Origin of the sequence: Photobacterium sp. GSS17 (genome assembly GCF_028621875.1) — a bacterium.
Lineage (GTDB): Bacteria > Pseudomonadota > Gammaproteobacteria > Enterobacterales > Vibrionaceae > Photobacterium > Photobacterium ganghwense.
Map to the genome: position 1 here is coordinate 3,196,407 of NZ_CP117517.1, position 14,603 is coordinate 3,211,009.

Sequence of the window (14,603 nt, forward strand, 5' to 3'; positions counted from 1 at the left end):
ATTAGATGTCTAGAACTTTAGGCTGCTGTGCAGCGTGGTTGTGCTCAGCACCAGCGTAAACTTTCAGCTTACGGTACATTGCACGGCCTAGAGGACCCTTAGGAAGCATGCCTTTAACAGCAATTTCGATAACCATTTCTGGTTTCTTAGCGATCAGCTTGTCGAAGCTGATTGACTTCAGACCACCGATGTAGCCAGTGTGGTGGTGGTACATCTTGTCAGTGCGCTTAGCACCAGTTACCGCAACTTTCTCAGCATTGATAACTACGATGTAGTCACCAGTGTCAACGTGTGGAGTGTACTCAGGCTTGTGCTTGCCACGTAGACGAGATGCGATTTCAGTTGCAAGACGGCCTAGTGTTTTACCTTCAGCGTCTACAACATACCAGTCACGTTTTACAGTTTCTGGTTTAGCAACGAAAGTTTTCATGCTAATTCTTACCCAAAATTAAATAGTTTCACTTCACTGGAGCATATTGCTCCATCTCTGTACAGAGCCCAGTCATCACCCCTTCGAGTGGTTGGCACTCCCGGCTTTTGCCGTTACAGGTACGGTGGGTCGCAAGATTATAGGGAAGGGTGGAGAAAAAATCACCTTTTTTTGAAAAAAAATTGCGATTTTTTCTCTCTGAGCATTTTTGCCTCAAATTCACCATTTTACTTCGGGATTTCCCCTGTTTTACGGCAGGAAAAGCCCCACATCAGGCAAGGTGAGGACGAGCCAGATAGTCGTGACTTTGCATCTCGACAAGCCGTGAGCAACAGCGTTTATACTCAAATGCAAGGCGTTGTCCCTGATACAGGTTTTCCCAGTTTACTTCGGCAGAAATGATCAATTTGACGTTACGTTCATAGAACTCGTCGACCAGGGCGATAAAGCGCCGTGCGGCATCACTTTCTGCCTCACCCATTTGTTTTACCTCAGACAGTAAAACCGTATGGTAAAGCCGGGCCAACTCCATGTAATCGGCCTGGCTGCGCGCGGTCTGACACAGAGTGGCAAAATTAAAATGCACGACCCCTTCCGCCTCATGCAACGTCGGCAACGTCCGATGATTAATTTCAATGTTCTTGCCACTGAAACGTGGTGCCACACTCAGCTGTTCGAAATACCGCAGCATATTCTGCTCGGCCGCCGCATCAAGCGGAGCATGGTAGATTTCGGCCTGCTCCAGGGTACGTAACCGATAATCCACCCCGGAATCGACATTCACCACCTCGCAGTTCGCTTTGATCAGGGCAATGGCCGGCAGGAAGCGCGCGCGCTGCAAGCCATTTCGGTACAGCTCATCAGGTGGAATGTTAGAGGTGGCCACCAGCGTAATACCGCGTTTAAACAGGGCTTCAAACAGGGTGCCAAGCAACATGGCATCGGTAATATCTGAGACGAAGAATTCGTCAAAGCAAATCAGGTCAGCTTCTTGCTTGAACCGATCGGCCACAACCTGCAGCGGGTCGGCCTGCTGCTCCAGGGTTCTCAATTCATCATGAACCCGCTGCATAAAGCGATGGAAGTGAACCCGCATCTTGCGCTGGGTCGGCAGACAGTCATAAAACGTGTCCACCAGATAGGTTTTACCACGACCAACCCCACCCCAGAAATAAAGCCCTTTTTCAGGCGGCGGAGGCGGCGGTGAGCGGCGCAGCACCCGATCCATCATGGTTCGTTCTGCGACCGGTTTCGGCTTAAGCAGCCGGTGATAAAGATCATCAAGGTGACGAACGGCCATTGCCTGAGCCGGGTCAGCCATAAAGTCGTCCCGTTTAAGATCTTCCTGGTATTTTTGTAGCGGCGTCATCCTTCTAACTAGACCTAATCATCTCCCTTCAGTGACCGAGATAGTACCATGCCAGCGCGTGACCATGTATAGTATCTATACGAATCTGATTAACTTGGTCACGATTCAGCGCCAATTAATCTTTTTGTTATACAACGGCCAGTTATAAACGGTGTCACGATGTTCCAAGACTGCAGGAACAATGTAACCTGCCAGACCCGTCGCGGCCCTGCTACTTAAGTCAAAAGGAGTACTTCATGGCTTGGATTTACGCGCTTCTTATCTTTATCGCCGGTGCGGCAGTCGGGGCTTTTGCGGCTCGCCTGGGCACCAAGAGTCTTAAAAATCAGAAGGAGCTGAAAAAAGAGCTCGACAAATCAAAATACGAACTCGAGCAGTTTCGTCAGGAGCTGGTTGATCACTTCGCCCAAAGCTCTGAGTTGCTGGATAACCTGGCGAAAGACTACAGCAAGCTGTACGAGCATATGGCGAAAACCTCGACAGAGCTAATGCCGAACTTGCCGGAGCAGGATAATCCGTTTGCCCGCCGCATCAGCACGCTGGAAGCCGTAAAAAACGTGGAGGCTCCGCAAGATCAGCCTCGCGATTACGCCAACGGTGCGAGTGGCCTATTGAAAGACATCCCTGAGCCAGTGGTTGAGGCGCCCAAAGCCGGCTAATCATTTTCTCAGGAACTAAACACTGATTTTCAAGTCTGAGATAAAGCAGGCATATCAACACAATAGGCCCATGCCTGCCATTGGACTTGAAAATCGGAGTTTAGTGATAATGAAAAAACCTTTGCTTGTATTAAGTGCTCTGGCACTAGGCATCAGTTCTGTTCTTTCTCCTGTAACTGCGTCTGCCGCCCTTCCTCAATCGGTGAATAGCCAACAATTGCCAAGCCTCGCCCCGATGCTTGAGCAAGTGACCCCTGCCGTTGTCAGTATTGCTGTCGAAGGCAAGCAGGTTTCGAAGCAACGCCTTCCGGAAACATTCCGCTTCTTCTTTGGCCCGGACTTTCCGGAAGAGCAAATTCGTGAGCGTCCGTTCCGCGGCCTGGGCTCCGGGGTCATTATTAATGCGGATAAAGGCTATGTGGTTACGAACCACCATGTGATCGGCGGTGCCGATAAAATCATGGTGCAGCTGCATGATGGCCGCGAAGTGGCTGCCGAACTGATTGGCAGTGACGAAATGTCTGACATTGCCCTGTTGAAACTCAAGAAAACCGACGACCTGACTGAAATCAAACTGGCGGATTCCGACAAACTGCGGGTCGGTGACTTTGCCGTTGCGATCGGTAACCCATTCGGCCTCGGCCAGACGGTCACCTCCGGTATTATTTCAGCGTTGGGCCGCAGTGGTCTGAATATCGAAAACTTCGAAAACTTCATTCAGACCGATGCCGCCATTAACAGCGGTAACTCCGGTGGCGCACTGGTCAACCTGAACGGCGAACTGGTAGGTATCAACACCGCCATTCTAGGCCCTAACGGCGGCAACGTCGGGATTGGCTTTGCCATTCCGGTCAACATGGTCAAGAACCTGACCCAGCAAATTCTTGAATACGGCGAAGTCAAACGTGGTGTTCTGGGAGTTCAGGGGGGCGAACTGACCGCTGAGCTGGCCGAAGCGTTCGGCTATGACACAAATTACGGCGCCTTCGTGAATCAGGTAATGCCGGATTCTGCGGCGGCCAAAGCCGGACTCAAAGCCGGGGATATCATCACTACGGTCAACGGTAAGAAGATCCGCAGCTTTGCCGAGCTGAGAGCAAAAATTGCAACCTTAGGCGCAGGTAAAGAAGTGAGCCTGGGTATCGTGCGCGACGGTAAAGAACAAAGCGTCAACGTGACCCTTCAGGAAGCGTCACTGAATAAAGTGAAGGCGGACAACCTGCACCAGAATCTTGCCGGGGCTGAATTTGCCAACACCACCGCCGACGATGGTGTGAAAGGCGTGAAAGTTACCAGCCTGCAGGCCAATTCGCTGGCGGCACGTTACGGTCTGAAGGAAGGGGATATTATCCTGGGCGTGAATCGTCAGGCCATCCGTAACCTGGGTGAACTGCGTAAAGCGCTTGACCGCAGCGCTGGTGTCATGGCGCTTGAAGTCAAACGCGGTGACAACATCCTGTATCTGATCATCCGCTGATTCCCTCCCCTCGCAACATCCCAAGCAGCCGGCAGTGTCCGGCTGCTTTGCGCCTACGGCAATTACCGCTATATTCAACAAAATAACATCGAAATTTGGTATCTCACTGAGGTAGTGATACTCTCATCGGCTAAGTTTGCCGTTTCGTGTTCAGGGGAGCATACATGCTGGCTTTTTTTAGCCGATCCATTCTGCTTGGTGTGGTCACGGCCGCAGCTCTGCTGGCCGTTTTTCCTGATCTTCGAACCCAGATGCTAGAAACCCCTCAGGTTCTGGTTCCGGCACAGCATGATCAAACTCAGGTATCCTTCAACTACGCTGTCCGGCGAGCATCTCCTGCTGTCGTCAATATTTACAACCGCCGGTATAACGCCAACGATCGCCTTCAGCTCAGCACGCAGGGACTGGGTTCCGGCGTCATCATGAGCGATAAAGGCTATATCGTGACGAACTATCATGTCGTCGCGGAAGCCGATCAGGTAATTGTAGCCCTTCAGGACGGACGCATTCTGACTGCCCAGCTCATTGGTAAAGACAAGCGCACAGATCTGGCGGTACTGAAAATTCAGGCCGAGAATCTACCGGTCATTCCGCTCAGCACCGATTACCAACCCGCGGTAGGGGATGTGGTTCTGGCTATCGGTAACCCTTACAACCTCGGCCAGACCACCACCTACGGCATCATTTCTGCCACCGGGCGTTCCGGCATGAGCTTCTATGGTCGGCAGGACTTCCTGCAAACGGATGCCGCCATCAACGAGGGGAACTCCGGCGGCGCGCTGGTCAATACGCGCGGCGAGCTGGTTGGTATTAATACCGCCTCTTTCCAACAAGCGACCGATATCGAAACCTATGGGATCTCTTTCGCGATTCCGTATGAGCTGACCCATAAGATCATGAACAAGCTGATTGCGGATGGCCGGGTAATTCGCGGTTATATCGGTCTAGAAGCCAGAGATATCAACCCGGTGATGGCTCGCCTGTACGATGCAGACCAGATTAGCGGCATCATTGTAATGGGCATGGACCCGAATGGCCCGGCAGCCAAAGCCGGCTTCCAGGTGCAAGATATTTTGGTGGAGATAGACGGCAAGCCGGTGACTGACCGCCGTAATGTGCTGGATATTGTGACCGAGTTACGCCCAGGAACCCGGGTGGAAATGACCGTGCTGCGAAATGGTCAACCAACCAAGCTCAGTGTGCTGATTGGGGATGACCCGCAGGATTACTGATCTGGTCGCCACTCAAAGCATTCCCCATAAAAAAAGCGAGAGCCTTGGCTCTCGCTTTTTGTTGGGTCACTTTCAGAGAGATTACTCGCTGAAGCGCTCGATATTCATACCCAGCGCGCGGAACTTATCTTCGATATGCTCGTAGCCGCGGTCGATATGGTAGATACGATCCACAATCGTCTCACCTTTCGCGATGCTGCCGGCAATCACCAGACTGGCTGATGCGCGCAGGTCAGTCGCCATCACTTGAGCGCCGCTCAGACCTTTGGTATCGCCGCAAATCACGGTGTTACCTTCGATTTCCGCTTTTGCTCCCATACGAATCAGTTCCGGGATGTGCATGAAACGGTTTTCGAAAATGGTCTCGGTGATGATCCCGGTACCTTTGGCAACCAGATTCAACAATGAGAACTGAGCCTGCATATCTGTCGGGAAACCCGGGTGCGGCGCAGTACGGATATTCACGGCTTTCAGCTCACGGTCGGTCATATCCAGGCTGATCCAGTCGTCACCGGTTTCAATGGCGGCTCCCGCCTCTTCCAGCTTCGCCAGTGCCGCTTCCAGCAACGCAGGCTTAGTGTTACGACACACAATTTTGCCGCCGGAAACCGCTGCTGCTACCAGGAATGTCCCGGTTTCAATACGGTCAGCCACAACTTTGTGATAGCCCCCGCCCAGACGTTCCACACCTTCGATGGTGATGGTGTCAGAGCCAGCACCAGTGATTTTCGCACCCAGTGTATTCAGGAACATCGCCGTATCGACAATTTCTGGCTCACGGGCTGCGTTTTCAATCACGGTCGTCCCTTCAGCCAGCGTCGCCGCAGACATGATAGTCACGGTCGCGCCAACACTGACTTTATCCATGACAATGTGAGCACCTTTCAGGCGACCGTCAACCGACGCCTTCACGTACCCTTCTTCCAGCGCGATGGTTGCACCCAGCTGCTCCAGACCGTGGATATGCAAATCCACAGGACGGGCACCAATGGCACAACCGCCCGGCAAGGAAACCTGTCCCTGACCAAAGCGAGCGACCAGCGGGCCCAATGCCCAGATAGACGCGCGCATGGTTTTCACCAGATCATAAGGCGCGCAAAATTCGTTTACCGGGCCGGCATCAACATGGACAGAACCATTACGGGTGACTTTCGCACCCAGTCGGCTCAGCAGCTCCATGGTGGTATCAATATCACGCAGTTTTGGCACATTCGCCACTTCTACCGGCTCTTCGGCCAGCAGGGAGGCGAACAAAATAGGCAATGCTGCATTCTTAGCACCAGAAATGGAGACTTCGCCGCTCAGTGGGCCACCGCCCTGGATTCGAAACTTCTGCATCATTTACCTCTTAGGACAGCGACATTAACTTTTTGTCTCGCGCCCACTCTTCCGGTGTGTACGTTTTAATACTCAGGGCGTGAATTGCATTGGTCGCGATATGTCCCATCAGCGGACCATAAATAGTCTGCTGTTTTTTCACTCGGCTCATGCCTTCGAACAGGGCGCCAACTGCAATCACTTCATAGTGGCTGCCATCGCCTTTCACGATGACTTCATCCAGCTCTACGGCATTTTCCAGGATGTTTTTGATTTCAGAGATTTCCACAAGCTATCCTCTTTACTACTCACGCCAAGCAAGCAGCGAACATTGATTCAACGTGGCTCAGGCGCAACAGCGTCATCAGCTGTTCCGGCACATTTAATAGTTTTAGCTCAGTCCCTTTCTGGCTGAGCACTTGATTGACATGCAACAGCATAACCATGCCTGCGGAGTCCACCCGGCTGACCGCTTTCAGATCGATAGTGACCGAGCCATCACGCGGCATCCACTCTTGTCTTCGCTGCCAAAAGGCGGGAACTGTGTCACGTTCCAACGCCCCTGACAAGCAGTAATACCCATTTTCCTGAACTCGCCACTCAATCTTGGGCTTACTCATTGTTTTTCGGCCTCGCGGCGAATTGGCTTGGCAGCCAGGTCACGCAGTGATTTAGTGACGGCCTCTACCCCTTCGCTGCGCAGCTGTCCGCTCCACTCGCTCTGCTTGGTTGAGATCATGCTGACCCCTTCGGCCACCATGTCATAGCCCTGCCACTCACCGGTTTTATTGTTTTTACGCAGTTTAAAATCCAGGCGGATTGGTGGACGTTTGGTGTCCAGAATATCGACGCGAACCGATACGATATTACGGTTAGCCGGTACTGACTTGGCCGATTCAACCTGAATATCCTGATTAGTGTACTGAGTCAGTACTTGCGCGTAAGACGCAACCAGGTAGTCAGAGAACGCAGACACAAAGCTGTCACGCTGTGACGGTGACGTTTGTTTCAGGTGCGGACCTAGCACTTTGTATGCTGCATAACGGGTATTCACGTATGGCAGTAATTCCTCGCGCACCACTCGGCGCAGCAACTCCGGGTTGCGCTGAATTTGGTTTTGCTCCGACTTCAGTCGGCTAAATGTCTTCTGTGAGACCTGATCAATCATGCGGTACGGATCTTTCAGATCCACGGCTGCCTGGCTGACCATTGGCAAGCTCACCAGCAAAAAGAATGCGTATTTCAACCATTTCATTAGCCTGTCCTCTTATTTACTGTCACCGCCGATGCTGTACAGCACCTGGCCGATCATATCTTCCAGTACCAGTGCAGACTTGGTGTCTTCAATCAGATCACCGTCCTGCAGCATGGCAACGTCGTCATCCACAAACCCAGGAGAAATCCCCAGATATTGCTCACCCAGCAAACCGGATGTCAGAATTGACGCCGAACTGGTCTCCGGAAAGTAGCCGTATTTTTTCTCAATCGCCATTGTCACTACCGGCAGGTAACTCTCGGTATCCAGCGTGATGCTGGTAATCTTACCTACGGTCACACCGCCCACTTTGATCGGTGAGCGGACTTTCAGCCCGCCGATATTGTCAAAATTCGCCTTCAGGGTGTAAGTCTCATTGCCGCCGATGTTCTGCACATCCGCGACTTTAAAAATCAGCACCAGGATGGCAGCAATGCCCGCCAGGACAAAGCTACCTACCCATAATTCTAGTTTTCTTGTTTGCTGCATCAGAAATTTCCCGTTTCGCCCTAGCTACCGAACATCAGAGCCGTCAATACAAAATCCAATCCAAGTACCGCCAGTGATGAATTCACCACAGTGCGGGTCGTGGCCCGGCTGATTCCCGCCGAAGTAGGTACGGCATCGTACCCGTTAAATACCGCTATCCAGGTCACTGTGATCGCGAACACCAGTGATTTGATCAGGCTGTTACCAATGTCGTAGCCCAAATCCACTGACGATTGCATGACCGACCAGAAGCTGCCGTGGTCGATCCCTTTCCAGTCGACCCCTACCAGCTGGCCGCCCCAGATGCCCACGGCACAGAACAGCATCGCCAGCAGCGGCATTGAGATCACCCCAGCCCAGAAGCGCGGCGCAATCACCCGGCGCAGCGGGTCAACGGCCATCATTTCCATGCTGGACAACTGCTCGGTGGCTTTCATCAGGCCAATTTCCGCCGTCAGCGCCGATCCCGCCCGGCCCGCGAACAGCAAGGCTGTCACTACCGGCCCGAGTTCCCGCAACAGCGACAGTGCCACCATTTGCCCCAGATTGGTCTCTGCCCCGAAATCCACCAGGACAATGTAGCCCTGCAGGCTCAGTACCATCCCGATAAACAGGCCGGAAACCAGAATAATCGCGACCGACAGCACCCCGACGGAGTACAGTTGGCGCAGCAGCAGCGGGAACATTTTCCCCGGCTGCGGCTGGCTGACCAGCGCCCCGTACAAAATGAGCGAGGCTCGTCCCAGGGTCTGGCATTTATCCAGTGCGAGACGCCCCTGACGCGCGACAAAATCCGCAATCATGTGTTAGCGCCCCTTACTATTAACATCAAACAATTCATCTTCTATTGCACCCGCAGGGAACTTAAACGGCACCGGACCATCCGCCTTGCCGTCCAGAAACTGGCGAATCCTAGGATCAGCATTGTGCTGCAGTTCGGAAGGCGAGCCCTGACCAATAATCTTACCGCCCGACAGCAGGTAAACATGGTCAGCGATCCCCATCACTTCATGGACATCGTGAGTCACAATCACCGAGGTGATATCCAGCGCCTGATTCAGATCCCGAATCAGCTTCACCAGCACCCCCATGTTGATAGGGTCCTGGCCGACAAAAGGCTCATCATACATGATCAGGTCGGGATCCAGCGCGATCGCTCTTGCCAGTGCGGCACGCCGTGCCATCCCGCCAGACAGCTCTGCTGGCATCAGCTGTGCCGCGCCTCGCAGGCCCACGGCCTCGAGTTTCAGCAGCACCAGCGTACGCAGCAGGTCATCCGGCAAATCCGTGTGTTCACGCAGCGGGAACGCCACATTATCAAACACCGTCATATCCGTGAACAGCGCACCGGACTGAAACAGCATGCTCATCTTGTTTCGTGCCTGGTACAGTTCCTGACGACCCAGCGTCGGGATATTCCAGCCTTCAAACCAGATATCCCCGCTATCTGGCAGAATTTGGCCGCCAATCAGGCGCAACAGGGTGGTTTTACCGATCCCCGACGGCCCCATGATCGCCGTTATTTTTCCCTTGGGTACATCCAGCGAGACATCGTCAAAAATCTTTCGCTCGCCGCGGGAAAAAGTCATATGCCGGATTGATACCAGCGATTCAGTTTGCTTCATAGCTACCCTAATTTGGCGCAAAAGCCATACTGGTCTGCCGCCCTATTCGCCGCAAACCGATGTATTTGTATAGAATGAAATATTTAAGATATTACCTGAATGTTGCCTTGATGATAGGAAGATTATGCAACCAACTCAAGGAAATAACTGTTAGAAGTCTGTTATTTCTCGCTCCTTTAGGACGCAATAATAACGGAAAACCGTCTATTTTCCGCCCTATTTTGTGTCGAATTTGTCAGCTTTTGTCACGTACGGATAGTCCCCGTCCAATTCCGCCAAGTCAGACTAATTTATCTCGCCTTTTGCTTTCTTTTTACAGCCTGAACCGTCAAAATTAGCCCTTTAAACAATTCACACTATTACACTTCCGTCGTTGCCAGCCCGACATGGTACGGCGGTTAAATCCACTATCTGAAGATAAAAGGGATAACAATGCTCGAAGCCATCGTGTTGCTCTGTATTGGTCTGGCGTTACTGGTATGGAGTGCAGATCGACTTGTTTTTGGCGCTGCGGCGCTTGCAAAAAATCTGGGGGTTACCCCTTTGGTCATTGGTATGACAATCCTGGCCATGGGTTCATCCGCCCCAGAAATGATGGTTTCAGCAACTGCGGCACTGGAAGGCAAAACCGATACCGCAGTCGGTAACGTACTGGGTTCCAACATTGCCAACATCGCTCTGATTCTGGGTCTGACCGCCCTCATCAAGCCGCTGTCGATCAGTTCTGCGATCATTCGTCGTGAACTGCCGCTGATGATGGGTGTCACACTAGTAGCGGGCCTGCTGTTGTGGGACAGCCACCTGGGCTTCATGGAAGGTGTACTGCTGATCGCGCTGTTCGTGATTTTCCTGCTGGCGATGCTAAAAATCAGCCGCAGCGCCAAAGAAACGGGCGATCCACTGGTTGATGAGCAAGAATCCGAAATCCCGCAGGGTGTCAGTAACATGGCAGCCGGGATCTGGACCGTAGTCGGTCTGCTGCTGCTGCCTTACGCCGCCAGTATGCTGGTTGATTCCGCCGTCATCATTGCCAAGCACTTCGGCATGAGCGATCTGGTGATCGGCCTGACGATCATTGCCGTGGGTACCAGCCTGCCGGAGCTAGCCGCCTCTATTGCCAGCCTGTTTAAAGGCGAAGATGACATGGCGGTCGGTAACATCATTGGCTCCAACGTGTTTAACATCCTGGCGGTCATGGGTCTGCCGGGCCTGCTGAACCCGTCGCAGCTCAGCCCGCTGGCGATGGGGCGTGACTATTACGTCATGCTGGGTATTTCTGTATTACTGGTTGTGATGGCTCTTGGAAAACGCCGTCGAATCAATCGTGTGGAAGGATTGATTCTGCTGGTATGCTTTGTCGCCTATCAAGGTTATCTATTTTATAATCTGGGGGCTTAACGGAGAGCCAAGATATGTCTGAAACGTTTGATTACTGCGCCATTGGCCGCAGAGTAATAGAAATTGAAGCCGACGCCCTGCACACACTGACCCAATATATTAATGGGGATTTCACCCGCGCCTGCGAACTGATCGCCGCCGCCAGCGGGAAAGTGATTGTGATGGGGATGGGCAAATCCGGCCACATCGGGAACAAAATTGCCGCCACGCTGGCGAGCACGGGAACCCCGGCCTTTTTTGTGCACCCAGGGGAAGCCAGTCATGGCGATCTGGGGATGATCGAAAAAGGGGATGTGGTGCTGGCCATTTCCAACTCCGGTGAAGCGCAGGAAATTCTGACGCTGCTGCCGGTAATCAAACGTCTGGGCATCCCGCTGATCAGCATGACCGGGAAACCGGAATCCAGTATGGCCAAACTGTCGCAGATCCATCTGCAGATCACGGTGGCCAAAGAGGCCTGTCCGCTGAATCTGGCTCCCACATCCAGCACCACCGCCACACTGGCGATGGGCGACGCACTGGCTATTTCCCTGATGGAAGCCCGTGGTTTTACGGCTGATGATTTTGCCCTCTCCCACCCGGGTGGCGCTCTGGGCCGAAAACTGCTGATGCGAATCAGCGATGTCATGCACACCGGGGATCTGCTGCCGATGGTATATGAGGAAGCCAGCATCAAAGACGCCCTGCTGGAAGTCTCTCGCAAGGGGCTGGGAATGACGGCTATCATTGATAGTAATCAGCAGCTAAGCGGCATTTTCACCGATGGTGACCTGCGCCGTCTTCTGGATAAGCGCATTGACATCCATAACACCACAATTGGCGATGTGATGACCCGAAATCCGGCCACCATTTCCGCCGACGTGCTGGCAGCCGAAGGGCTGAAAATGATGGAAGACAGAAAAATCAATGGCCTGCTGGTAACAGATGCAGGTAAATTAGTGGGAGCGCTCAACATGCACGACCTGCTAAAAGCCGGGGTGATGTGATGCAGGTAGATACCCTTTACGGCCCGGTGGACGCCGGCCTGTTTGAGCGTGCACAGCACATCCGGTTGCTGATTTGTGATGTGGACGGGGTCTTTTCCGACGGCCGCATTTATATGGGCAACGACGGCGAAGAGCTGAAAACGTTCCATACCCGAGATGGCTATGGCATTAAATCCTTGATGAATGCCGGGATTGAAGTGGCCATTATCACCGGCCGCAAATCAGCCATTGTGGAAAACCGTATGCGGGCGCTGGGTATCCGCCATGTCTATCAGGGGCAGGATAACAAACTGGCGGCGTACGAGGATATCCACGCCAATCTTGGCATTGACCCGGCTCACACCGCCTATATCGGTGACGATCTGATCGACTGGCCGGTCATGGAAAAAGTCGGCTTGTCCGTCTGTGTGGCTGATGGCCACCCGTTGCTGGCCCGCCGCGCAGATTTTGTCACCCGCATCCCGGGTGGCAATGGGGCCGTACGGGAAGTGTGCGACCTTATCCTTGAAGCCAAAGGGGAATTAGATAAACATAAAGGCTTGAGTATATGACCTTACAACGGCTGCTGTATGTAGCACTGCTGGTTGTTTGCGGCTGGGCCGGCTACTACCTGCTGGATAAACACTGGCAGGAAGACGTACAGGTTACTCCGGATGCCGAAAAGCCGCTGTTCACCGGCAGCGCAGTGGTAAACACCACCTATAACGAGTCCGGCCAGCGCAGTTACCAGATTGATGCCAGCTACCTGGAGCATTTCAGCCAGAGCGGTAATACCAATTTTGTCGAACCGGTACTTTGGGTCTATCGTGAAGGCACAGAGACCGAGTGGCGGATCAGCGCCAGCGAGGCCCGTCTGGACAAAGACCACGTCTTGCAAATGACCGGCAACGTACGCATTTTTAACCTGTTGCCCGCATCCGCGATCAAGGTGATCCAGACAGAGACCCTGCGCCTGGATTTGGTCAGCAAAGATTTCGATACCCCAGACCATGTCACCATTACCGGTGACGCCTTCCAGAATGAAGGAACGGGTTTGCAAGGTAACATGGACCGTAGCATCGCCACCTTACTGAAGAACGTAAAAGGTAGATATGAAGCTTTATAAATTGACGACTTTGCTATGTCTCTGCCTCAGCAGCCCAAGCTGGGCCCTGAGCAACGATACAGAGCAGCCAATCTATATCAACTCTGAAAAACAAGAGCTTGATATACAAAAGAATATCGTCACCTTTACCGGCAGTGTGGTCCTTCGCCAGGGCAGCATTGATATCCGTGCGGACCGAATTGTTGTGACCCGGCCAAACGGTCAGGAAGGTAAAGAGACCATCGATGCCTACGGCAATCCGGCCACGTTCCACCAGTTGATGGACAACGGTAAACCGATTGACGGCGCGGCGAAAAAAATGCGCTATGAAACTGACACCGAATACCTGAGGATGACTGACGACGCCGTTCTGGTTCAGGAAGGCAGCGAGATTCAGGGCAAGATGATCAGCTACAAGATTGACGAGCAGAAGCTGGTCGCAGAAAGTGGCGAGAAGAAACGTGTCACCACCATTTTGCAGCCTAACCAGCTGAACAAGAGTAAGAAGTAAGCCCGATATGGCAGTATTGAAAGCAGAGCATCTGGCAAAAAGTTATAACGGCCGCAAAGTGGTCTCGGACGTCAGCCTGCAAGTAGAGTCCGGCAAGATCGTCGGCCTGCTTGGGCCAAATGGTGCCGGTAAAACCACCTCGTTTTACATGATTGTGGGCCTGGTGGCCCGTGATGAAGGCAGTATTACCATTGACGGGACGGATATCAGCCTGCAGCCGATGCACAACCGCTCCCGAATGGGTATCGGTTACCTGCCGCAGGAAGCCTCGATTTTCCGCCGCCTTTCTGTCCATGACAACCTGATGGCGGTTCTGCAAACCCGCGCCGATCTCAACAAGGCAGAGCGTCAGGACAAGCTGGAAGAACTGCTGGATGAATTCAATATCCAGCATATTCGCAACAGCCTTGGCATGGCCCTGTCCGGGGGGGAACGCCGCCGGGTCGAAATAGCCCGGGCACTGGCGGCCAACCCGAAGTTCATCCTGCTGGATGAACCGTTTGCCGGGGTCGATCCGATTTCAGTGATCGACATCAAAAAGATTATTGAACACCTGCGGGATCGCGGGCTTGGGGTACTGATCACCGACCATAATGTCCGGGAAACCCTGGATGTGTGTGAGCAGGCTTATATCGTTAGTCAGGGGCGTTTGATTGCCCATGGCACCCCGACACAAGTACTCAACGATGAACATGTGAAACGGGTCTATCTGGGCGACCAGTTCCGTCTATAGTTAGAAGTAAGGACGTACCAGACGCGAGCGCCACGGTG

At 53.0% G+C, this 14,603-nt stretch carries 18 protein-coding genes; 9 read left to right on the forward strand and 9 right to left on the reverse strand.

The features are described from left to right. Position 1: 1 nt before the first annotated feature. Positions 2 to 430 (reverse strand): 50S ribosomal protein L13, encoded by a 429-nt coding sequence (gene rplM / locus PGW97_RS14525; protein WP_047886974.1) that lies wholly within the window; start codon positions 428 to 430, stop codon positions 2 to 4. Positions 431 to 701: 271 nt separating this feature from the next. Beyond that, positions 702 to 1,799 carry a cell division protein ZapE gene (gene zapE, locus PGW97_RS14530; protein ID WP_273857562.1) on the reverse strand — a complete coding sequence of 366 codons (1,098 nt, stop codon included), beginning with the start codon at positions 1,797 to 1,799 and terminating at the stop codon, positions 702 to 704. Positions 1,800 to 2,035: 236 nt separating this feature from the next. Here zapE and zapG point away from each other — a divergent pair, with 236 nt between their 5' ends. The 3 genes from zapG (at position 2,036) to degS (ending at position 5,167) form a co-directional block, all read left to right on the forward strand. Beyond that, positions 2,036 to 2,458 carry a Z-ring associated protein ZapG gene (zapG, locus tag PGW97_RS14535; protein ID WP_047886976.1) on the forward strand — a complete coding sequence of 141 codons (423 nt, stop codon included), beginning with the start codon at positions 2,036 to 2,038 and terminating at the stop codon, positions 2,456 to 2,458. Positions 2,459 to 2,567: 109 nt separating this feature from the next. Further along, complete coding sequence (locus PGW97_RS14540) at positions 2,568 to 3,935, forward strand: Do family serine endopeptidase (RefSeq protein WP_217391871.1); 1,368 nt, start codon at positions 2,568 to 2,570, stop codon at positions 3,933 to 3,935. A gap of 164 nt (positions 3,936 to 4,099) precedes the next feature. After that, positions 4,100 to 5,167: an outer membrane-stress sensor serine endopeptidase DegS gene (degS, locus tag PGW97_RS14545; protein WP_047886978.1), complete on the forward strand. Its 1,068-nt coding sequence runs from the start codon at positions 4,100 to 4,102 to the stop codon at positions 5,165 to 5,167. Between the two features lie 81 nt (positions 5,168 to 5,248). On the opposite strand, the gene murA is transcribed toward degS, so the two are convergent. From murA to mlaF, 7 genes are read right to left on the reverse strand one after another with little or no spacing between them, the layout of a single operon-like run. Beyond that, positions 5,249 to 6,505, reverse strand: a complete 1,257-nt coding sequence (gene murA / locus PGW97_RS14550; protein ID WP_047886979.1) for a UDP-N-acetylglucosamine 1-carboxyvinyltransferase — start codon at positions 6,503 to 6,505, stop codon at positions 5,249 to 5,251. Positions 6,506 to 6,515: 10 nt separating this feature from the next. Further along, a complete protein-coding gene (gene ibaG / locus PGW97_RS14555; RefSeq protein WP_047886980.1) occupies positions 6,516 to 6,773 on the reverse strand; it encodes a BolA family iron metabolism protein IbaG in 258 nt (85 codons plus the stop codon). 19 nt (positions 6,774 to 6,792) lie between these two features. Then, positions 6,793 to 7,104: an STAS domain-containing protein gene (locus tag PGW97_RS14560; RefSeq protein WP_047886981.1), complete on the reverse strand. Its 312-nt coding sequence runs from the start codon at positions 7,102 to 7,104 to the stop codon at positions 6,793 to 6,795. Continuing rightward, positions 7,101 to 7,739 (reverse strand): phospholipid-binding protein MlaC, encoded by a 639-nt coding sequence (mlaC, locus tag PGW97_RS14565; protein ID WP_047886982.1) that lies wholly within the window; start codon positions 7,737 to 7,739, stop codon positions 7,101 to 7,103. The genes PGW97_RS14560 and mlaC overlap by 4 nt, the downstream gene beginning before the upstream one ends. A gap of 12 nt (positions 7,740 to 7,751) precedes the next feature. After that, a complete protein-coding gene (mlaD, locus tag PGW97_RS14570; protein ID WP_047886983.1) occupies positions 7,752 to 8,228 on the reverse strand; it encodes an outer membrane lipid asymmetry maintenance protein MlaD in 477 nt (158 codons plus the stop codon). A gap of 20 nt (positions 8,229 to 8,248) precedes the next feature. After that, complete coding sequence (gene mlaE / locus PGW97_RS14575; RefSeq protein ID WP_047886984.1) at positions 8,249 to 9,031, reverse strand: lipid asymmetry maintenance ABC transporter permease subunit MlaE; 783 nt, start codon at positions 9,029 to 9,031, stop codon at positions 8,249 to 8,251. Positions 9,032 to 9,034: 3 nt separating this feature from the next. Then, positions 9,035 to 9,853: a phospholipid ABC transporter ATP-binding protein MlaF gene (mlaF, locus tag PGW97_RS14580; RefSeq protein ID WP_047886985.1), complete on the reverse strand. Its 819-nt coding sequence runs from the start codon at positions 9,851 to 9,853 to the stop codon at positions 9,035 to 9,037. 432 nt (positions 9,854 to 10,285) lie between these two features. Between mlaF and PGW97_RS14585 the strand changes: the two genes are divergently transcribed. From PGW97_RS14585 to lptB, 6 genes are read left to right on the forward strand one after another with little or no spacing between them, the layout of a single operon-like run. Next, positions 10,286 to 11,251 (forward strand): calcium/sodium antiporter, encoded by a 966-nt coding sequence (locus PGW97_RS14585; protein WP_047886986.1) that lies wholly within the window; start codon positions 10,286 to 10,288, stop codon positions 11,249 to 11,251. Between the two features lie 14 nt (positions 11,252 to 11,265). After that, positions 11,266 to 12,237: a KpsF/GutQ family sugar-phosphate isomerase gene (locus PGW97_RS14590; protein WP_273857563.1), complete on the forward strand. Its 972-nt coding sequence runs from the start codon at positions 11,266 to 11,268 to the stop codon at positions 12,235 to 12,237. Beyond that, a complete protein-coding gene (gene kdsC / locus PGW97_RS14595) occupies positions 12,237 to 12,788 on the forward strand; it encodes a 3-deoxy-manno-octulosonate-8-phosphatase KdsC (protein WP_273857564.1) in 552 nt (183 codons plus the stop codon). The genes PGW97_RS14590 and kdsC overlap by 1 nt, the downstream gene beginning before the upstream one ends. After that, positions 12,785 to 13,342, forward strand: a complete 558-nt coding sequence (gene lptC / locus PGW97_RS14600; protein WP_047886989.1) for an LPS export ABC transporter periplasmic protein LptC — start codon at positions 12,785 to 12,787, stop codon at positions 13,340 to 13,342. The genes kdsC and lptC overlap by 4 nt, the downstream gene beginning before the upstream one ends. Continuing rightward, complete coding sequence (lptA, locus tag PGW97_RS14605) at positions 13,329 to 13,832, forward strand: lipopolysaccharide transport periplasmic protein LptA (RefSeq protein ID WP_047886990.1); 504 nt, start codon at positions 13,329 to 13,331, stop codon at positions 13,830 to 13,832. The genes lptC and lptA overlap by 14 nt, the downstream gene beginning before the upstream one ends. 7 nt (positions 13,833 to 13,839) lie before the next feature. Then, a complete protein-coding gene (gene lptB, locus PGW97_RS14610; protein ID WP_047886991.1) occupies positions 13,840 to 14,565 on the forward strand; it encodes an LPS export ABC transporter ATP-binding protein in 726 nt (241 codons plus the stop codon). Positions 14,566 to 14,603: the final 38 nt, after the last annotated feature.